The organism is Brevundimonas sp. AVps31 (assembly GCF_058681355.1).
Genome location: NZ_CM178736.1, coordinates 289970 through 309403, shown reverse-complemented (window position 1 = coordinate 309403; position 19434 = coordinate 289970). Strand labels below are relative to the sequence as shown.

At 70.0% G+C, this 19434-nt stretch carries 17 protein-coding genes; 7 read left to right on the top strand and 10 right to left on the bottom strand.

Annotated elements, in window-relative coordinates:
* The first annotated feature begins 128 nt into the window (after nucleotides 1-128).
* Both ACW174_RS01365 and ACW174_RS01360 read left to right on the top strand, forming a co-directional pair.
* Complete coding sequence (locus ACW174_RS01365; RefSeq protein WP_492015911.1) at nucleotides 129-503, top strand: BlaI/MecI/CopY family transcriptional regulator; 375 nt, start codon at nucleotides 129-131, stop codon at nucleotides 501-503.
* Nucleotides 500-2233, top strand: a complete 1734-nt coding sequence (locus ACW174_RS01360; protein ID WP_492015910.1) for a M56 family metallopeptidase — start codon at nucleotides 500-502, stop codon at nucleotides 2231-2233. Before ACW174_RS01365 ends, ACW174_RS01360 begins: the two co-directional genes overlap by 4 nt.
* A gap of 66 nt (nucleotides 2234-2299) precedes the next feature.
* Here the strand turns inward: ACW174_RS01360 and ileS are convergent, their stop codons facing one another.
* From ileS to tipF, 5 genes are all read right to left on the bottom strand, one after another.
* Entirely contained in the window at nucleotides 2300-5233 is a 2934-nt protein-coding gene (gene ileS / locus ACW174_RS01355) for an isoleucine--tRNA ligase (protein ID WP_492015909.1), read from the bottom strand.
* A gap of 137 nt (nucleotides 5234-5370) precedes the next feature.
* Nucleotides 5371-6339: a bifunctional riboflavin kinase/FAD synthetase gene (locus ACW174_RS01350; RefSeq protein ID WP_492017322.1), complete on the bottom strand. Its 969-nt coding sequence runs from the start codon at nucleotides 6337-6339 to the stop codon at nucleotides 5371-5373.
* Nucleotides 6339-6800, bottom strand: coding sequence for a MaoC family dehydratase (locus ACW174_RS01345; RefSeq protein ID WP_492015908.1), 462 nt, complete (start codon nucleotides 6798-6800; stop codon nucleotides 6339-6341). Before ACW174_RS01345 ends, ACW174_RS01350 begins: the two co-directional genes overlap by 1 nt.
* 39 nt (nucleotides 6801-6839) lie before the next feature.
* Nucleotides 6840-7709: a TIGR01459 family HAD-type hydrolase gene (locus ACW174_RS01340; RefSeq protein ID WP_492015907.1), complete on the bottom strand. Its 870-nt coding sequence runs from the start codon at nucleotides 7707-7709 to the stop codon at nucleotides 6840-6842.
* 767 nt (nucleotides 7710-8476) lie between these two features.
* Complete coding sequence (gene tipF / locus ACW174_RS01335) at nucleotides 8477-9745, bottom strand: flagella assembly cyclic-di-GMP phosphodiesterase TipF (RefSeq protein ID WP_492015906.1); 1269 nt, start codon at nucleotides 9743-9745, stop codon at nucleotides 8477-8479.
* Between the two features lie 109 nt (nucleotides 9746-9854).
* On the opposite strand from tipF, the gene ACW174_RS01330 reads away from it, so the two are divergent.
* Both ACW174_RS01330 and ACW174_RS01325 read left to right on the top strand, forming a co-directional pair.
* A complete protein-coding gene (locus ACW174_RS01330; protein ID WP_492015905.1) occupies nucleotides 9855-10625 on the top strand; it encodes an SDR family NAD(P)-dependent oxidoreductase in 771 nt (256 codons plus the stop codon).
* Nucleotides 10626-10701: 76 nt separating this feature from the next.
* A complete protein-coding gene (locus tag ACW174_RS01325) occupies nucleotides 10702-11544 on the top strand; it encodes a lysophospholipid acyltransferase family protein (RefSeq protein ID WP_492017321.1) in 843 nt (280 codons plus the stop codon).
* 12 nt (nucleotides 11545-11556) lie between these two features.
* Here ACW174_RS01325 and ACW174_RS01320 read toward each other — a convergent pair whose 3' ends face one another.
* From ACW174_RS01320 to xseA, 4 genes are all read right to left on the bottom strand, one after another.
* Nucleotides 11557-12057, bottom strand: coding sequence for a response regulator (locus ACW174_RS01320; RefSeq protein WP_492015904.1), 501 nt, complete (start codon nucleotides 12055-12057; stop codon nucleotides 11557-11559).
* A gap of 117 nt (nucleotides 12058-12174) precedes the next feature.
* A complete protein-coding gene (locus tag ACW174_RS01315) occupies nucleotides 12175-13008 on the bottom strand; it encodes a M23 family metallopeptidase (protein WP_492015903.1) in 834 nt (277 codons plus the stop codon).
* Entirely contained in the window at nucleotides 13008-13208 is a 201-nt protein-coding gene (locus ACW174_RS01310) for a DUF2093 domain-containing protein (RefSeq protein ID WP_492015902.1), read from the bottom strand. The genes ACW174_RS01315 and ACW174_RS01310 overlap by 1 nt, the downstream gene beginning before the upstream one ends.
* Before the next feature lie 49 nt (nucleotides 13209-13257).
* Nucleotides 13258-14871, bottom strand: a complete 1614-nt coding sequence (xseA, locus tag ACW174_RS01305; RefSeq protein ID WP_492015901.1) for an exodeoxyribonuclease VII large subunit — start codon at nucleotides 14869-14871, stop codon at nucleotides 13258-13260.
* A 151-nt stretch (nucleotides 14872-15022) separates the two neighbouring features.
* Here xseA and ACW174_RS01300 point away from each other — a divergent pair, with 151 nt between their 5' ends.
* A complete protein-coding gene (locus tag ACW174_RS01300) occupies nucleotides 15023-16027 on the top strand; it encodes a helix-turn-helix transcriptional regulator (RefSeq protein WP_492015900.1) in 1005 nt (334 codons plus the stop codon).
* A 15-nt stretch (nucleotides 16028-16042) separates the two neighbouring features.
* On the opposite strand, the gene ACW174_RS01295 is transcribed toward ACW174_RS01300, so the two are convergent.
* Complete coding sequence (locus tag ACW174_RS01295; protein WP_492015899.1) at nucleotides 16043-18682, bottom strand: TonB-dependent receptor plug domain-containing protein; 2640 nt, start codon at nucleotides 18680-18682, stop codon at nucleotides 16043-16045.
* Between the two features lie 54 nt (nucleotides 18683-18736).
* Between ACW174_RS01295 and ACW174_RS01290 the strand changes: the two genes are divergently transcribed.
* Nucleotides 18737-18937, top strand: a complete 201-nt coding sequence (locus tag ACW174_RS01290; RefSeq protein WP_492015898.1) for a hypothetical protein — start codon at nucleotides 18737-18739, stop codon at nucleotides 18935-18937.
* A 15-nt stretch (nucleotides 18938-18952) separates the two neighbouring features.
* On the top strand, nucleotides 18953-19393 hold the full coding sequence (locus tag ACW174_RS01285; protein WP_492015897.1) for a hypothetical protein: 441 nt from the start codon (nucleotides 18953-18955) through the stop codon (nucleotides 19391-19393).
* The last annotated feature ends 41 nt before the right edge of the window (nucleotides 19394-19434 follow it).

Sequence of the window (19434 nt, the reverse complement as noted above, 5' to 3'; positions counted from 1 at the left end):
CGAGAGCCCGCACGCTCGGCCGGCGCCGGCGCTTGAGCCTGACCTGTCCGCGAGTTCATGCGACCGCCTTTATCGTGACGCAATTCGCTACAAGTGTAGCGCTACAAATGTAGTGACGGGGCGTGACCATGATCGAAACCCTTCCGAGGCGGGAGCGAGAAGTCTTCGAGACCCTGTGTCGGCTTGAGCAGGGCACGACTGGCTCGGTCCGCGCCGCCCTGAGCGATCCCCTCAGCGATTCCGCGGTGCGCACGCTGCTGGCGCGTCTGGAGGCGAAGGGGCTGGTGGCCCGCGAAGCGGGAGAGGGCGGGGTCGTCTATCGTCCCGCGCCCGCGCCCGAGGCTCTGGCGTCAAGCGCGCTGAAGCGAATGGTCGACACCTTCTTCGCCGGATCTGCGGCCAGCGCGGCGACGGCTCTCCTCGGCCTGACCCGGTCGCTCCAGCCGGACGAGATCAAGGCCCTGAGGCGCGCCATCGATGACGCGGGGGAGCGGGACGCATGACCGCCGATCTGATGATTGAACTGTTGGTCAAATCAGGCCTGATCGCGGGCGCCGGTTTGCTGCTGGCGGTCACGTTGCGGGGGCGGCCGGCGACAGAGGCTGTCGATGTGTTGCGTGTGACGATCCTTCTGCTGCTGGCCTTGCCCGTGCTGATGGTTCTGGGGCCCGCGGTAGCCGTGCCCGTGCTGCCCGCGCAGCCTGTGGTCGCCGACCCGGCCGGCCTGCCGCTCTGGCGTGGAGATGTGGCTACGGTCGGAGGCCTGACCGTCTCCGCCGCCCTGCCGGAGCCCACGCCCGCCTTGTTGATAGGCGCGATCTGGGCCGTGGGACTGGTCCTCGTGCTGGGGCGTTTCGCGCTCGGCCTGCTGACCCTGTTGCAATGGACCCGGTCCGGTCGCCCGGTGACCGCGCGCCAGTGGACCGCACCGATGGAGTGGCTGGCCGAGGCGCGCCGTCCCCGCCTGATCGTGTCGCCCTCGACCCCTGCACCGCTGAGCTGGGGGCTGCCGCCCGGGGTGGTCCTTATCGGTGACGCCCAGTTGGCGCGACCCGAAAGCGCCCCTGCCGTGATGGCGCATGAACTGGCCCACATCCGTCGTCGGGACTGGCTGTTCCTGCTGCTGTCGCGGGCCGCCCTGGCCCTGTTCTGGTTCAACCCGCTGGTCTGGTGGCTCCACGCCGAACTGGCGGCGCGCACCGAGGATGCCGCTGACGCGGAAGCCCTGAAGGTTCTGGACCCCGGCGCCTATGCCCGCACCCTTGTCGGCCTCGCCGCCGATTTCGGTCAGCCCGCTGCTCTGGGCATGACCGGCCCCGCCCGCTCTCTCTCGAAAAGGATCGCTCGCATCATGAAGACCCGTCGTTCCGTGCCGTCCCGCCCTCTGTTCATAGCCCTGACCGTCGGTGGTCTGGTCGCTGTCGCCACGCCCTTGGCAGCGGTCGAGTTGACGCCGCGCGTGCCAGAAGCCGCCGCTCCGAAGGCCGTTGCAGCGTCAAACCCTGCCCCGGCGGCTGCGCTCGCCCTGAGCCAGGATCTTCCTCCGCCGCCGCCGCCGGTTCCCGCTCCGCCGCCGCCGCCGCCGCCCCCCAGCCACGCGCGTTTCCACGCTCCGCCGGCGCCTCCCGCGCCTCCCGCGCCTCCTGCGCCTCCTGCGCGTCCGGCTCCCCCCCCGCCTCCGGCCCGTGGATCGTATGTGTCCTGGACGCAGAACGGCGACCCCGAGGCGCGCCGGGTCGCCGCCCAGGCGAGGGTTGAGGCCGAGCAAGCCCGCGCCGAAGCGGCTCAAGCCCATGTTGAAGCCGCCCAGGCCCGGGCAGAGGCGAACGCCGCCCGCATCCGGGCGCGGCCCGCCCCGCGGCGCGTCTCACGGCCGGATCCGGCCGCCCATGCCGCGGCCCGGGCCCAGGCCGACGCCGCTCGGGAGGGCGCCCGCGTCGCTCGGGAACACGCCGTTGAAGCCCGGCGCGCGGCGACGCGTGACATGGCCCGGGCTCGCGTGGACATGGCCCGCGGCGCAGACGACATGGAGCGGGGCGCGCGGCAGATGCGTGAGGAATCCCGCCGCCTGCTTGACCCGGCCTATCGCGCCCAGGTGATTGAACGCCAGCGCGCCCAAGGCCAGCCGACGACCGACGCCGAGTTGCAGGCCCTGTCGCCCCGCCTCGCGCGTCAGGCCGACGAGATGGCGGTCCAGGCCGTGCGGCTGAGGAGCCGGTCGACCGAGGGCTGATCCTCCGGCTGACAGAAGAATGGCCCCGTCCGGGTTCGGGCGGGGCCATTTTTTCTGCGGGTCTCGTCAGGCGCGTTGCGCGTCCCACCAGCGGACCGCGTCCGCGTCGCGGGCGCTGAGCTCCGGATAGTCGGGGTCTGACCCCACGTCCGGCACGCGACGCCAGGAGCGGGCGCATTTGGGATAGTCGGCCAGCCTGACCTCGACGGTGACGGCGTCGCCGCCGTGCACCAGTTCGGCGCCCGAGGTGCGGAAGACCTCGGCGGCGTCCAGTCCTTCGAACGGGGCGAACGCCTCGGCCGGGCCGGTGACGACAGGCCAGGCGTCGAGCGCCCCGCCGATGGTCTTGTCACGCCGCGCGGCTTCCAGCGCCTCGTTGACGACCTCCAGCACCTTCTGGGCGCCGGCCCAGCGGGCGGCCTCCGTCGGATTGGCCCACGCCGCCGGCGTTTCCGGAATGACCCGGGCGCAGTTGGAGCCGCCGTCCGGGAAGCGGACCGTCCAGGCCTCTTCCATCGTGAACGGCGTCAGCGGGGCCAGCCAGGCGGTCAGGCGCAGGAAGACCTCATCCATCACCGTGCGGGCGGCGCGGCGGCGGATCGCATCGGGGCGGTCGCAGTAGAGGCTGTCCTTGCGGACGTCGAAGTACAGGGCCGACAGGTCGTTGGAGCAGAACTCCAGCACCGGGCGGACGACGTCCTGGAAGCGGTAGTCGGCATAGGCGGCGCGGACCTGACCATCCAGTTCGTGGAGGCGGTGGAGGATAAAGGCCTCCAGCGGAGGCATCTGGTCGAGTGGCAGGCGTTCCTCTTCGGTGAAGCCGTCCAGGGCGCCCAGCAGATAGCGCACCGTGTTGCGCAGCTTGCGATAGGCCTCGACGGTGGTCTGCAGGATCTGCTTCCCGATCCGCTGATCCTCCGCGTAGTCCACCAGCGCCACCCAGAGGCGCAGGATGTCGGCGCCGGATTCCTTGATGACGACGGCCGGGTCGGTGGTGTTGCCCAGCGACTTGGACATCTTCTTGCCCTGCTCGTCCTGGGTGAAGCCGTGCGTCAGGACGGCGTCATAGGGGGCGCGGCCGCGAGTGCCGGAGCCTTCGAGCAGGTTGGACTGGAACCAGCCGCGGTGCTGGTCAGAGCCTTCGAGATACAGGTCGGCGGGCCAGTGCGACGGGCGGTCGCCGGTATAGCCATGCGCCGGATCGCGCGCCTCCAGGGTGAAGGCGTGGGTGCAGCCGGAGTCGAACCAGACGTCGAGGATATCCTCGATCTTCTCGAAGCGCGACACCTCGTGCTGGCCGAGGAAATCGGAGTCAGGGCGGGTGAACCAGGCGTCGGCGCCGCCCTCCGCCACCGCAGCGGTGATGCGGGCGTCGACCTCGGCGTCGACCAGCGGCTGGCCGGTCTGTTTGTCGACGAACATGGCGAGCGGCGTGCCCCAGGCGCGCTGGCGGCTGATCAGCCAGTCGGGACGGCTTTCGACCATGGAGCGGATGCGGTTCTTGCCCGCCGCCGGGTGGAAGGCGGTGGCGTCGATGGCCGACAGGGCGCGTTCGCGCAGGGTGCTGTCGTCGCTCAGCGGCTGATCCATGCGGATGAACCACTGCGGCGTGTTGCGGAAGATGACCGGCGCCTTGGAGCGCCAGCTGTGCGGATAGGAGTGCTCCATCCGGCCGCGCGCCAGCAGGGCGCCCGCCTCGATCAGTTTTTCGGTGACGACCTTGTTGGCCGCGCCGAACTTGCCGATCTTGTCCTTCTTGCCCTCGGTCTCGATGACCTTCAGGCCCGCGAACAGCGGGACATGGTCATAGTAGGCGCCGTCGGCGTCGACCGTGTCCGGCACCTCGTGATGACCGTGGGCCTTCCAGACCTCATAGTCGTCGGCGCCGTGGCCCGGGGCGGTGTGAACGAAGCCGGTGCCGGCGTCGTCGGTGACGTGATCGCCGGCCAGCAGGGGCACGGAGAAGCCGTATCCGGGCGACAGGGCCGCCAGCGGGTGGGCGCATTCCAGACCCGAGGGGTTCAGATCATCGACGCGGGTCCAGGCGGCGATCTTCGCGGCCTTGAAGACCTCCTCGGCCAGCTTGTCAGCGACGATCAGGCGGTCGCCCGCTTTGGCCCAGGGCTCGAACTCGAGGCCTTCCTCCATCGCCGTGACCTCGTAGAGGCCATAGGCGATCTCGGGGCCGTAGCTGATGGCGCGGTTGGCCGGGATGGTCCACGGGGTCGTGGTCCAGATGACGATCGAGGGCGTGGCGTTGCGGAAGGCCAGCAGGTCGTCGGGGTGGTCATCGGTCGCGCCGGTGACGGGGAATTTCACCCAGATCGTGGGACTGACGTGGTCGTGGTATTCGATCTCGGCGTCGGCCAGGGCGGTGCGCTCGACCGGCGACCACATGACCGGCTTGGAGCCGCGATAAAGCTGGCCCGAGTTCTTGAACTTGTGGAATTCGGCGACGATGGCGGCTTCGGTGGTGAAGTCCATCGTAGCGTAGCGGTGGTCCCAGTCGCCGACGATGCCGAGGCGTTTGAACTGCTCGCGCTGCACGTCGATCCAGCCGGTCGCGTACTCGCGGCAGGCGGCGCGGAACTCGGCCTTGGAGACCTCATCCTTGCGGCGGCCCTTGGCGCGGAACTGTTCCTCGATCTTCCACTCGATCGGCAGGCCGTGGCAGTCCCAGCCGGGCACGTAGTCGACGTCGTAGCCGAGCAGGAAGCGGCTGCGGACGACGAAGTCCTTCAGCGTCTTGTTGAGGGCGTGGCCGATGTGGATGTCGCCGTTGGCGTAGGGCGGGCCGTCGTGCAGCACGTACAGCGGCGCGCCCTCGGCCTGACGCTGCTTGCGCAGGGCGGCGTAGAGGTCGCCCCACTGGTCGAGGATCAGCGGCTCCTTCTGGGGCAGGCCGCCGCGCATGGGGAAGGGCGTCTCCGGCAGGAAGACGGTTTCGCGATAGTCGCGGCCGGCGGGGGTGTCGTCATCGGTCTTGGGGGCGTCAGCCATGAAGTCAGTCTCGTCGTTCGTTTGATCGTTCGCTCAGTCCGGCCCTTGAGGGCGGTCGATCCCGGCGTGCGCGGGGCTGTCAGCCCTGCAGCGCTACGCCGGGCGGCTAATCGAAATCGGGAAACGGACGCGGACGGTCATGGTGCAGGCGGTCTAGCAGGGGCGTCGTCGGCGCGCCACTGACGAAGCGCCGCGCGGGCGTCGGCGGCGTCCTGGTCGATCTGGCCCTTGAGAGCGTCGAGGCCGTCGAACTTCAGCTCGCCACGCAGGAAGGCGACCAGTTCGGTCTCGACCGTCTGGCCGTAGAGGTCCGCGTTAAAGTCGAACAGCCAGACCTCGAGCAGCGGGTCCTCGGTCGGATACATGGGGCGGACGCCCAGGTTGGCGACGCCGTCGACGATGCGGCCGTCCGGCAGGCGGGTGCGGGTCGCATAGACGCCGTAGGCCGGGCGCATATAGCCGCCCAGGCTGACGTTGGCGGTCGGGACGCCGATGGTGCGGCCGCGCTTGTCGCCGTGGATGACTTCGCCGGCGACGGCGAAGGGGCGGCCGAGGATGGCGGCGGCGCGGGCCATGTCACCGGCCTTCAACGCCTCGCGCACGGCGGAGGAGGACAGCTTGAGCCCGTCGGCGTCATCCAGACGATCGGCGACGGAGACGGTGAAGCCGGCGGCCTCGCCGTAGCGGCGCAGGGCCTCGGGCGAACCGGTGCGGCCCTTGCCGAAGGTGAAGTCGAAGCCGACCGCGGCGTGCGCGATGCCGAGGCCGTCGCCCAGCACCTCGCGGGCGAACTGCTCATCGCTCATCGCCGCCATCTCGCCGTCGAAGGGCAGGAGGTAGAGGCGGTCGACGCCCAGCGGTTCGAGGGCGCGGGCCATCTGGTCCGGCGTCATCAGGCCGAAGGGGGCGGCGTCGGGCTGGAACCAGCGGCGGGGGTGGGGGGCGAAACTGACCACGGCCAGGGGCGCGCCGAGCCGGGCGGCGGCCTCGCGCGCCAGGGCGATGACGGCCTGATGCCCGCGATGGACGCCGTCGAAGGCGCCGATGGCGACGGCCGCGCCCCGGTGTTCGGGGGGCAGGTCGCGCCAGCCGCGGACGATCCGGATCAACGCGCGGACGGCTTGCGGCGGCGAGGCACGCGGACCACGGCGATGCCGTCCATGATCAGCTTGCCCTCGACGAAGCCCTCGCAGTTGAGCTCGACGCGGGCGCTTTCCTGATCGACGGACAGGACCGTGATGCGGATCACGACGGTGTCGTCGATACGAACCGGCAGGTGGAACTGCAGGGTCTGGGAGATGTAGATCGAGCCGGCGCCGGGCAGGATGGTGCCGACGACCGCCGAGCCGAACGAGGCCGACAGCAGGCCGTGGGCGATGCGGCCGCGATAGGCGGTCTTGGCCGCGAAGGCTTCGTCCAGATGGACCGGATTGAAGTCGTCCGACGCCTCGGCGAACAGGCGGATGCGGTCCTCGGTGACGTGGATCACCTTTTCGGCGGCCATGCCGACGTGGAGCTCCTCGAGGATGTAGCCGCCTGAGGGATGTTTCTGAACGAGATCAACCATGGGGGGGTGTTAGCGCCCGTGCGACAGAATGACCATGCCTCACCACGCCAGATCGAGCATGGCGTAGCGCGCATAGGTCGTTTCCGCCTTCAGAAGCTCGCCCGCCCGGGCCGGATCGAGGGTTCCGTCGGCGCCGCGCGCCTTGTCGCCGTGAATGCCCTGGGCGATGAACAGGCAATCCAGCGCCTGTTTGTCCGCGCCCAGAACATCGGTGATGACGCCGTCGCCGATGCACAGGACGCGGGACCGGTTGACCGGTCCGCCCAGCAGGTCGGCGGCCGCCTTGAGCGCCAGGTCGTAGATCGGGCCGAACGGCTTGCCCGCCATGGTCACCCGCCCGCCGAGGCTTTCGTACAGGTCGGCCAGCGACCCGGCGCACCAGATCAGGCGATCGCCGCGCTGAACCACCCGGTCGGGGTTGGCGCAGATCATCTCCAGCTCGCGGGCGGCGGCCTCGGTCAGGCGGGCGCGATAGTCCTCGGGAACCTCGACCTCGTCATCGTGCAGGCCGGTGACGGAGATGAAGCCCGCGTCGGCGGCGCCGCCGGCGATGTCCAGGCCGAGGCCTTCGTACAGGGGGAAGTCGCGGTCGGGGCCGATCAGCCAAGCCGGGCCGGGGGCGCGTTTGGCCAGTTCGGCGCGGGTGGCGTCGCCCGAGGTGACGACGGCCTTCCAGCTGTCGCGCGGCACGCCGAGGTCGTCCATCTGGGTGACGACGCCGGGGCCGGGGCGCGGCGAGTTCGAGATCAGGATGACGTGGCCGCCCTGACGGTTGAACTCGGCGAGGGCCTGACAGGCCGCCGGCCAGCTTTCGCGCCCGTTGTGGATCACGCCCCAGACGTCGCAGAGCAGGATGTCATAGTCCCCGGCGATGGCGCCGAGACCGGTGAGGGCGTGGGGAAGGGTCATGAGGGGGAGATAGCGGGTTGGGGGGACGGGGTGAAGGGCGGGGGCGGAGTCGGGGGGCGTGATGGGCCGCCGGCGCCGGGGTTCGAGACTTCTCCGGCCGACACCGCGCCGCCCTCTCCTGATCGGCGAAGACGCCGATCTGTCCTCTCCATCGCCTTGAAGGGGCGATGGAGAGGTGAGGCCGGGGCATGACTTTTGGCCGCTTCGGCCTGAAGCGGGGATGGGAAGGGCGCGGGACGCCGGGCCTCGCCCGGTGTGGTTTGTAGTTTTACCGTTTCGACGAGATCGACGTCCCGCGTGGTCGTTGGACGCGCGCCCTCCGGCTGGCGGCCCTCCTGTTGGAGCCTTGCCGGATCATCCGCCGACGCCGTTGCCGACGACCGACGCGGGGCGGACGTAACGATCAATCGTCATCGGCCCGCTCCACAGGCAGCGCGGCGAGCAAGCGGGCAGGATCCCTCCCTGCCCGACGAGGACCCCTGCACTCTCCATCGCGCAGGCTTCATCGCTCGGCCACAGCCCGCCGTCGTCGAGAAGCGTGGATCCGACGCCCTCCCCATCGACGGGATGGGTTGAGTGTGCGCGCGGCGCGTCCTCAGGCGGGAAGATGACGCTGGGGCGGGAGGGTTGCTGAGCGGTATCAGCGGGTTAGGCGCGCGGAATGTGAGGGTTCAACATGAACTCCCGCGTATTTTTGGAGGACGGAGTATGCGGCTCACCTCTCCATCGCCCCTTCGAGGCGATGGGGAGGTGAACGGTGACGCCGCTCAGCCGAAGCGGCGGCGTTGTTCGGCGCTGCGGAGGGTGGAGCGGAGGAATTCGGCGGGCGGGTCGGTTTCGGCCAGCACCTGTTCCTTGATGGCGCGGGGCTCGCCGAAGAGGTGGCCCTGACCCATGGCGATGTCGAGTTCGAGAATGTCGACGATCTGACGTTCGCTTTCGCATTTCTCGGCGATGACCTCGATGCCGTAGCGACGGGTCAACTGGGCGAAGTCGGCGGCCTGGATGTCGCGCAGGGACGGGATCGGCGAGCCGCCGTCGAGATCGAGCAGCTGTTCAATCAGCAGGTCGGCGGCGACCTTGAGGAATTTCACGTCGGACCGTTGCAGGTCGGCGAAGTCGAGGTCCAGCGTCTGCACCTTGTCGATGGAGAAGCGGAAGCCGAGGTCGGCCAGACGGGCCATGTTGCGGGCCTCGACCGCGCCGCGCGCGTCGAACACCGCCTGACCCAGTTCGAAGATCAGGGCCTGGTTGAGGTCGCGGTTCTCGGACAGGAAGTCGAGGAACTGGGGGAAGAAGGTCTCGTCGCCCAGCGAGGACAGGGCGACGTTGCAGAAGACGCCGACCTTGCGGTCCTGACGCGCCAGACGGCGGACAATCTGGGCGCAGCGGAACAGCAGCAGGTTGTCGATGGCGGGGACCAGACCCTCGCCCTCGGCGACCGACAGATATTCGGCCGGCATCATCACCCGGTCGTCGGCGGCGCGCAGGCGGGTGAAGCTTTCGTAGAAGATTGTCCGGCGCTGGGGCAGGGAGACGACCGGCTGGAGGTAGAGGTCGACCCGGTTTTCGGCGAGCGCTTCGTGGATGGTCTGGAGCAGGACGTTCGACTGCTGGCGGTGACGGGCTTCAAACGCGCTGGCGGGGGCCGGCTGCTGGACGCGTTCCTCGATGGAGACGCTCATCTGCTGGATCAGGGTCTCCAGCATGCGGACCTCGCCCGACAGCTGTTCGGTCGAGGTGAGGGCGCCGGCCTCGATGGCCTGGGCCAGTTCGGTCAGGGCGCCCTGGGTGGACTCCATCGCGTCGGCCAGCAGGCGGTGCGCCTCACGGACCTGGTCGATCTCTTTCTTGAGGGCGGCGCGCTGGGCGCGGCCGACCACGAGCACATGGGTGGCGAGCAGGAGCCCGGCCGTGCCGAAGCCCGCGGCCACGCCTGCGCCGCCGCCGAGACCCGCGCGCCACAGGAAGGCGCCGACGGTCATCGCCAGGAACAGGTAGCCGAAGAACAAGAAGCCGTTGGTTATGGCGCGCATGGGGTACGGAGTTTCCGCCTTCCCGGATGGAATCGCCCGAGTATCGGGGTATCACGACAATACGCATAGGGTCCGACGTCGGATTCTCCCCACGCTTTCGAGGTTAACGATGGAATTGTTCGACCTGACCGGCAAGGTCGCGGTGATTACAGGCTCCTCCAAGGGCATCGGCAAGGCGATCGCCGAGCGGATGGCCGAGCACGGCGCCAAGGTGGTGATCTCATCCCGCAAGGCCGGGCCTTGCGACGAGGTGGCCCAGGCGCTGAACGAAAAGCACGGCGAGGGCACGGCGATCGCCATCCCGGCCAATATCGCGGCCAAGGAAGACCTGCAGCGGCTGGTGGACGAGACCAACGCCGCCTTCGGCAAGATCGACATCCTGGTCTGCAACGCGGCGTCCAATCCCTACGCCGGGCCGATGGCGGGGATTTCGGACGATCAGTTCCAGAAAATCTTCCACAACAATGTGCTGGCCAATCACTGGCTGACCCAGATGGTCGCGCCGCAGATGCTGGAGCGGAAGGACGGGGCGATCCTGATCATTTCGTCGGTCGGTGGTCTGCGCGGCAACGCCCTGATCGGCGCCTACAACGTGTCCAAGGCGGCGGACATGCAGCTGGTGCGCAACCTGGCGGTGGAGTGGGGGCCCTCGAACGTGCGGGTCAACTGTATCGCGCCCGGCCTGATCCAGACCGACTTCGCCCGCTATCTGTGGGAGAACGAGGAGGTGCTGAAGGTGACGGTCGAGCCGAACCCGATGAAGCGCATCGGCCAGCCGGACGAGATCGCGGGCACGGCGGTCTATCTGTGCTCGAAGGCCGCCGCCTATGTGACGGGCCAGACGCTGGTCGTGGACGGCGGGCTGACGATTGCCTGGTAAGGACGACACGTCCGGCCTGTGGCAGGACCTGATCTGGCGGGTGGAGGCGGCGGGCTTCGCCGGCTTCATCGGCCTGATGCGGCTGCTGGGGGTGGAGCGGGCGTCCAATCTGGGCGGCGCCCTGCTGCGCGTGCTGGGCCCCAAGGTGGGGACGCACAGGACGGTGGTGCGCAACCTGCGCATCGCCTTCCCCGAGATGCCCCGCGCCGAGCGCGAGGCGCTGGCGCTGGAAGCGTGGGAGCGGATCGGCCGCAGCTTCGCCGAGACGGCGGTGATGGATCAGCTGACGCCGGAGAGCGGGCGTCTGGAGATCGTCGGCAAGGATCGGCTGGACGCCATCCGCGACGGCGGCAGGCCGGTGGTGTTCGTGTCAGGCCACCTGTCCAATTTCGAAGTCATGGCGGCGGTGCTGGTGGCCTCGGGCGTGCCGGTGCAGGTGACCTATCGCGCGGCTAACAACCCCTATGTCGACGCCCAGATCCGGGCGGCGCGGGCCCGCTACGGCGTGAAGCTGTTCGCGCCCAAGGGCGGGGACGGGGCGCGGGAGCTGCTGCAGGGGCTGGAGCGCGGCGAGTCCGTCGCCCTGCTGAACGACCAGAAATTCTCGGAAGGGCCGGAAGTGACCTTCTTCGGTCAGCCGGTGAACGCGGCCCCGGGGCCGTCGCGGCTGGCGCTGCGCTTCGGGACGGTGATGCAGCCGATCTCGGTGGTGCGTCTGCCGGGCGTGCGCTTCCGGGTGACGGCGCACGAGCCCATCCCCGTGCCCCCGACCGGCGACCGGCAGGCCGACATCGCGCGGGGCGTACAGGCGATCACGACCTTCATCGAGGATCGGGTGCGCGAGGTTCCGGAGGACTGGTTCTGGGTCCACAAACGCTGGCCGCAGAAGGTCTATGATGCCTTGCCGCCCGAGGCCTGAGCCGGGCTCGGCCTAGATGTCGCGCGACTGGTCGGTGGAGCGACGGCGCGGGCCGGTGTAGTCGGCGCGGGACATGCGTCGCCGGTCGGGGCCGAAATAGCCGTCGGTCTTCACATAGGGCCGGGGCTTGAAGATCACGGCCTGGATGCGGTCGAGGATGGCCTTGGCGGTGATCGGCTTGACCACGAACTCGGTGACCCCGGCGTCGCGGGCCTCGTAGACGCGGGTCTTCTCCGAGTGCCCCGTCATCATGATGATCGGCAGATAGGGGTTGGCGCTGTCGGGGCTGTTGCGGACCAGACGGGTGAACTCGACCCCGTCCAGCGGGAACATGTTGAAGTCCACGATGACCAGATCGACCGGGTGCTCGCGCAGGACTTCCAGCGCGGCCGCGCCGTCCGTCGCCTCGCGCACCTTGCGGATGCCGGCGGACTGGAGAACGGCGGAGGTGATGGCTCTCATATGCTGGTTGTCGTCAACCAGAAGAACCTGAAGGGCGGCGAGGGAAGACATGTCTGGCAGCTTGCAGTCGAGGCGTGAAGTCGCCGAACGGTTCGGGTGTAGGGGCGGATTCGGTTCGCGTCCATCGGCGAACGGCGTTTCAACTTTAGCGTAAATGGCGAAGCTTGTTCAGGATTTGATCAGAAGCGACGGGTCGAGGTTGCGGTCGCGCCATTTCATCCGCCAGCACAGGTGCGGGCCCGTGGCGCGGCCGGTCATGCCGACACGTCCGATCAGGTCGCCGCGCATCAGGTCCTGCCCCTGACGCACCTCGAGCCGGGACTGATGCAGATAGGCGGTGATCAGCCCCTGACCATGGTCGATCAAAACCAGACCGCCTTCGAAATGCAGCGCCGGCTGGGCCAGGGTGACCCGCCCCGGCGCGGGCGCGCGGATGGCGGACCCCTGGGGCGCGGCCAGATCAATGCCGTAGTGGGGCCGGGCGGGCGTGCCGTTCAGCACCCGCTGCGCGCCCCAGCGGCTGGTGACGCGCCAGGTCTCCAGCGGCCAGATGAAGCCGTCGCGAAAGCCGTCGGCGTCGGTGCGGCTGGCGAAACCCTCGGTCTTCAGCACCACCTCCTCGCGGATGCGGGCCAGCAGGGCCGGGTCCGAGGGCTCGACCGTGGACGACGGCAGGCCGTTGACGGCGGTGGAGTGGAAACTGCCCGGCGCCACGGTCAGGGTGCGCGAGGCGGAGCGGTCTCGCGACCGGGCCTCGATGCGGACGCCGGCCGGCGAGTCACGGTCGAAGCCGACGATGAACCAACCGTCGGCGGAGGCGGCGGACAGGGCCTCGCCGTCGACGAAGATCAGGGCGTGGGGCCAGGTCTGGCCGATGGCGTGGCCGCCCTGGACGAAGCGGCCGGTCAGGGCGAGATCGCCGGGGGCCTGGCCACGGGCGCGGGCGGAGCCGGCGCCGAGCAGGGCCGCGCCGCCGGCCAGCAGGCCCCGGCGGTCCAGCATCAGGGCTGCTGGCCGAGGCGCTGGAAGGCTTCGCCCGGCCCGGCGTAGGGCTCCTGCAGGCTGACCGACCAGTAGCGCAGGGTTTCCAGCGGGATCGGCTTGCCGGACACCGCGCAGGTGACGAAGCGGCCCGGCTTGAGGACGGCGAACTCGCCGTCGCCGTAGTGGAGGGTGGCCTGTGGATTGGTCGTCTGGTCCATGACGGCAAATCTAGCTGGACCCAGGGTCAGGCGCCAAGGATTTCCCGTTTCAGAACAGGTCGCCCTGACCGGGAGGGGCGGGTTTGGGTTTCGGCGGCGGGGCCGGTCGCGGTTTGGGCGCGGACGGGGGGAGGTCGTCGCCGCCGTCGATGCGGGCCCCCTTCGCGCCGTCCGCGAAGACCAGCCGGACAGACTGACCGTCATACAGGCCGGACGCGGAGGCGATCATGGCCCCGGTGTCGTCCTCGACGCGGGCGAAGCCTGGCTTGGGGCGTTTGGGGTCGAGGGTGGCCAGCGCGCGGGACAGGGCGGCGAGCCGGGTTTGGTCGCGGTCGAGGCGGCGGGGCACCACGGCGGTCAGGCGCTCGCCCAGGGCATCCAGCCGGGCGGCGCGCTGGTCGAGGCGGCGGTGCAGGGGCGCGGGCGACAGGCGGGCGCTGACCTGCAGCAGGCGACGCTCCCGTCCTGCGACGGTGGAGGACAGGCCGGCGCCGAGGCGGGCGGCGAAGGACTGGATCCGATCCGTTTCGCGCTGGAGCCGCTGGCGCAGCAGCAGGGGGCTGAGGCGGCCGGAGGCGCCGGCCAGTTGCCGCTCATGCACCGCCACATTGCGATGCAGGGCGGAGGCCAGCTTGCTGCCCGCGTGGTCCAGCCGCTGTTGCGGCAGGGCCAGCAGGTCTTCGGGCCGGGCGGGCAGGCCGCGGGCGACGGCGCGCAGGCGGGTGCGGCGATCCTCCAGCAGACGGCCCCCGGCGCGGGCCAGACGACGCTCGAAGTCGGCGACGGCGTACTGCAGGTCGGCCAGCACCGGGGTGGCGATCTCGGCCGCGCCGGTGGGAGTGGGGGCGCGGCGGTCGGAGACGAAGTCGATCAGGGTGGTGTCGGTTTCGTGCCCCACGGCCGAGATGATCGGGATCGTCGCGGCGGACACCGTCCGGGCGAGGGCCTCGTCATTGAAGCACCACAGGTCCTCGACCGAGCCGCCGCCGCGCGCGACGATGACCACGTCGGGGCGGGGAATGGGGCCGTCCGGCCTCAGGGCGTCGAAGCCGCGGATGGCGTTGGCGACCTGACCGGCGGCGGCGTCGCCCTGGACCACGACCGGCCAGACAATGACGCGGCAGGGCCAGCGCTCGGCGATCCGGTGGAGGATGTCGCGGATGACCGCGCCGGTCGGGCTGGTGATCACGCCCACCGTGGCGGGGAAGGCGGGGATGGGCTTTTTGCGGCCGCCCTCGAACAGGCCCTCGCCCGCCAGCCTCGCCTTCAGCCGCTCCAGCTGGGCCAGCAGGGCGCCGGCGCCGGCGGCTTCCATGCTCTCGATCACGATCTGGTAGGAGGAGCGGGCCGGGTAGCTGGTGATCTTGCCGGTGACGATGACTTCCAGCCCGGACTCGGGCCGGACGCCGAGGCCGCGCACGACGCCCTTCCAGACCACGCCGTCGATGGCGGACTTGTCGTCCTTGAGCGTCAGATAAACGTGGCCCGAGGCGTGGTGGTTCACCTTCGAGATCTCGCCGCGCAGGCGGACGTGGCCGAAGCGGTCCTCGAGCGTGCGCTTCAGGGCGAAGGACAGCTCTGAAATCGACAGCGGCGGATTGTTGTCGCGCGGCGCGACCGGTTCCTCGGCCGGGCCTTCGAAGACGTAGGAGTCGTCAGTCATGGTCGGAGACTAACGGGGCGAAGCCGCGACGGGAATGGCGAGGTTGAAGATGACGGCGTTACGGCTTGTCGGTCGGGCGCAGGATCACTAGACATTTCAGGAGTATGTCGGCGCAGACGCCGGTCTTTCCAGTTGTTCGGCGAAGCCCCGCATGAGTTCATCCTCTTCAGAGGCCGGGGAAGACCGCCCGATCGTGCCGATCCCGGTGCTTCGCTATTCGACCGACGACCTGCCGCCCCAGGAGCGCTACCGCGCCTGGTACCTGCGGGACTGGCCGCGCACCGAGCCCATCTATCGCACCGAGCCGACCGAGCCGTTCAACACCCGGTGGGAGTCCGTCCGGCTGGGCGAGGTGATGTTCGTCCACGCCGAAATCACCGGCATGCGCTGGGAGCGGCGCGTCCAGGACATTCGTCTGTCGGACTTTGATCCCGTCATCGTCAACATGATGATCGAAGGCGAGGCGCACGGGGATATGGACGGGCGGGCGTTTCACGAAAGCGCGGGGCAACTGCATTTCCATGATCTGGCGCGGCCGTCCCTGCACGCCTCGACCGCCAGCCGGACCTGGAGCGTGGTCTTGCCGCGCCCCCTGGCCGAAGCGCGGTTCGCGCCCTTGCACGACCTGCATGGTCTGGTGATCGGTGGATCGGCGGCGGCGGTCATGTTCGCCTATGCGGCGCACGTTCACGCCATGCTGCCCCGACTGGATCTGGCGGAGACCGACCGGCTGGGTCAGGTCTTCCTGGATCTGCTGGCGGTGGTCCTGCTGGACAGCCGTTCAATATCCAAGCGGTTGAGCGCCGACGATGTGTTGCGCCGACGGGCGATCGAGGAGATCGAACGGCGGCTGGGCGGGGAGGTGGTGATCGCCGACCTGCAGCGGACGCTGGGCGTCACCCGCAACCGTCTGTTCGCCGTCTTCCGGTCCGACGGCGGGGTGCAGTCCTATGTCATGGCGCAGCGCCTGGAGCGGGCGCGGGGCGCACTGGCCGATGTGGAGCGGGCCGAAACCGTGAGCAATGTCGCCCTGCGCTTCGGTTTCGGCGACGCCTCCCACTTCAGCCGCGCCTTTCGCAAACGCTACGGCATGACGCCGAGCGACTATCGGAAGCTGCTGACGACCGGGCCGGCGGAAGTCGCGGCGGGCGCCTGAGGGACGCGAGCGCGATCAGAACCGCTTCGTCAGGCCGATGCTGACCACCCGTCCACGCGGATCGGCCACCACAGGATCATAGCCGAGGGCGAACTGGGCCAGCGGGGGATCCGAGTCCGCGACATTGACCACGCCGAGCGACAGGTCGAGCGCCGGGGAGAGGGCGCGGACGTAGTGCAGGTCGACGGTGGTCCAGCTGTCGATGGCCGCATTGGTGATGCCGCTGCGGTCGTTGCGATAGGCGCCGGTGTAGTGGGCGAGGATGGTGACGGTGTCGGTCGGCCCGGCCCAACCCACGGCGAACTCGCCCCGGTCCTGCGGCAGGGAGCGGCCCAGGGTGTTCAGATTGGTCGAGCCGACGCCCGAGGTGGTCGCCGCGCCGGGCGCGAGGCGGATGTCGTAGGTGTCGACGTACGTCCAGGTGGCCGAGGCGGACAGGCGGCCGTCGAACAGGTCGCGGTCGTAGCGGGCGGACAGGTCCAGCCCCTGGGTCTCGATCGACGAGGCGTTGGTGAAGCGCAGGTCCACGAAGGTCAGGGCGCCGCCCGGGGCGCGGGTGACGCGCGCCTGCGCCGCCGTGCCGGTGAGGCCCGCCAGATCGTCGGCGGCGGCGCGGTCGATGACGGTCTGGGCGGATTCCTTGACGATCAGATTGGTGTAGTCGATCCGCCAGGCGTCGAGGCCCAGTTGCAGGCCGGGCAGGGGCGTCCAGACGGCGCCGGCGGTCAGGGTTTCGGACTCTTCCGGCTTCAGCTCGGGATCGCCGGTGGTCAGGGTGTTGACGAAGACGAAGGCGCCCCGGTCGAACACGGACGGCTGCGACGCCTGCGCGCCGGACAGGGTGAAGACCGAAGGCGCGCGGAAACCACGGCCCCAAGACGCGCGAAGGGTCAGGGCGTCGGCGACGTCCCAGCGCACCGCGACGCGGGGGCTGAGCGCGTCTTCGCCGCCGTCATAGAGTTCTTCGCGCACCGCCAGTTGGGCTTCGAGGCGGTCGCTCAACCGGACGCGGGCCTCGGCGAAGGCGGAGAACACCTCCTGATCGCCGTCGAAGTCGGGAGAATAGCCCGCGGTCAGAAGCTCGCCCGCATTGACCAGATCGCTCCAGTCGTGGCGCAGGCCGCTGCGGCGGTGCTGGGCGCCGAAGGCCAGATCGACGCCGCCGCCGTCCCAGCTGAAGGCGCGACCGTCGGTCTGTAGATCGACGGTGGTCAGGGTGGCCGCGCCGCGCAGGCCGGTGGAGCCGGTGAGGCTGGCGATCAGCGCGGCGCTGTTGGGGGTGCCGGTTCCGAGGTAGGCGCTGCCGAACGGGTTGAAATACTGGCAGGGGCCGACGCCGGGCGCGCCGGTGGCCGGGTTGCAGCCCGCGCCGCCCAGACCGTTCAGGGCGTTCTGCAGCGCCGTGCCGATGGTGTCGGGCTTGTCATAGGCGATGTGCTGGCGGCTAGAGGTCGCCGACGCGTCCCAGTTCCAGCCGTTGGAGAAGCGGCCCGACAGGCCGCCCGCCAGACGCCAGGTCCGGTAGTCGAAGCTGGCCTCCGAGGCGCCGGCCTCGGCGCCCAGGATCCGGCCGCGAAACTGCACCGCCTCGCCGAACGGATTGTCGGGATGGGAGGCCGGGACCGTCAGGCTGCGGGCCAGGATGGGCAGGGAGGGGCTCTGGCGCGCGATGGTCTCGGTCGAGGACCAGGCGGCCTGAAGCCGGACATCGACCGCGCCGACGCGCTGACGCCAGCCCGCGAACAGCTGGGTCCGGGTCTCCTCCGGCGTCAGGTCGAAGAAGTCCGAATAGTCGAGGCGGCAGAAGGCGTCGGTCGGGCTGTTGCGGAAGGCCTGGGTGAAGGCCGGGTTGGTGCAGTCGGGGTCCGGCGCGAAGGCGTTCGCACCGGGCCGGAAATAGGACCCCGGCTGGCCGTAGCTGGTGACGGCGGTCCAGGCGGCGCGGCCATAGGTTTCGGCCTGGGTGAAGTCCCGCTCGTCCGAGCCCAGCGCCGAGCGATGCAGCCAGGAGCCGGCCAGCGTCAGGTCGCCGCCCAGCACGGGCAGGCCGCCGATGGCCTCCACCAGCGTCTCGTCCGCGCCGTCCAGCGCGCCGTAGCGCAGGCGCATCTCGGGCCGATCAACCCCGTCGCGGGTGATGAAGTTGACCACGCCCGCCACGGCGTCGGAGCCGTAAAGGGCCGAGGCGCCGTCCTTGAAGGTCTCGACCCGTTGCAGCGCGATCAGAGGCACGAGGCTGTTGATGTCGACGAAGCCCGAGCCGTCGGTGGCGACCGCGGCGCTGGAGGTCCAGCGCAGGCCGTCGACCAGAACCAGCGTCGAGCCGAGGCCCAGATTGCGCAGGTTGAACTGGGCCGTGCCGGAGCTTTGCGGCTGGTTCAGCTGGTCGACCCGCGCTTCGGAGCCGGAGTTGGCGGTGAGCAGCTGCAGAACCTGCGCCGGATCGGCGACCCCCGCGCGGTCCAGCGCCTGACGGTCCAGTATCTCGACCGGAGCCAGCTTTTGCGCGCCCGACAGGCGCGAGCCGGTGACCACGACCTCATCCAGAGCGGCGGGCGCGGGGGCGATCTGGGCGTGGGCGGCGCCGCTCAGGGCGCAGAAAGCGGCGCCGGTCAGGAGCGCGAGACGGGGGGCGGAGCAGGGGGGGAGAGACATGGTCGGGCGGTTTAGGCCGCCTTGGCCGCGAGCGACAGAGTGAAGCTTTGCCGCATGGCAGGGGAACACCGTTCAGGTGTGGGTCGTTTGCTGACCATGCCCGTCGACCCGCCCCACACCGACCCCGACGACCAGGATCCCCGCGAGCGGGGCCTGAGGGAACGCAGCGATGCGCCCGCGGTCAGCCCGTGGGTGGTCGTGGGCGGCATCCTGATGCTGGGTGCGCTGGTCTACGTCGTGTCCGCCCTGATCTGAATCCCGGAGAGTTTCATGTTTCGTCCCGCCCTGCTGACCGCCGCCGCCGCAAGCCTGCTGGCCATCGCCGCCTGTTCCGACAAGACTGACGATGTGGTGCAGCCGCCCGCGCCGGGCGCCGCGGCCGAGCCGGTGACCGAAACGCGGGCCGCCGCCACGGAGACCGCCACGGCCCTCGCCTTCGGCATGACCCGGGCGCAGCTGGAGGACGCCGATCTGGTGTCGTCCGATTACACCGACCTGGGCGATGTCGACACCTTGGTGCTGGATGCCGCCGGGACGCTGAGGGAGGTCGTGATCGAGCTGGAAGGCCCGGGCGACCGCAAGGTGGCGGTGCCGATCACCTCGATCCGCGGCGCCGCGCGCGACAACGGCGCGTTCCGCGATCTGACCACCGAACTGACCGCGGCCCAGCTGGCGGCCCTGCCGGAATGGACCGCCCCGCGCGGCGGTTGAGGGCGTTTAACCGTGCTGACGACTTGACCGCCTTCGCAGGT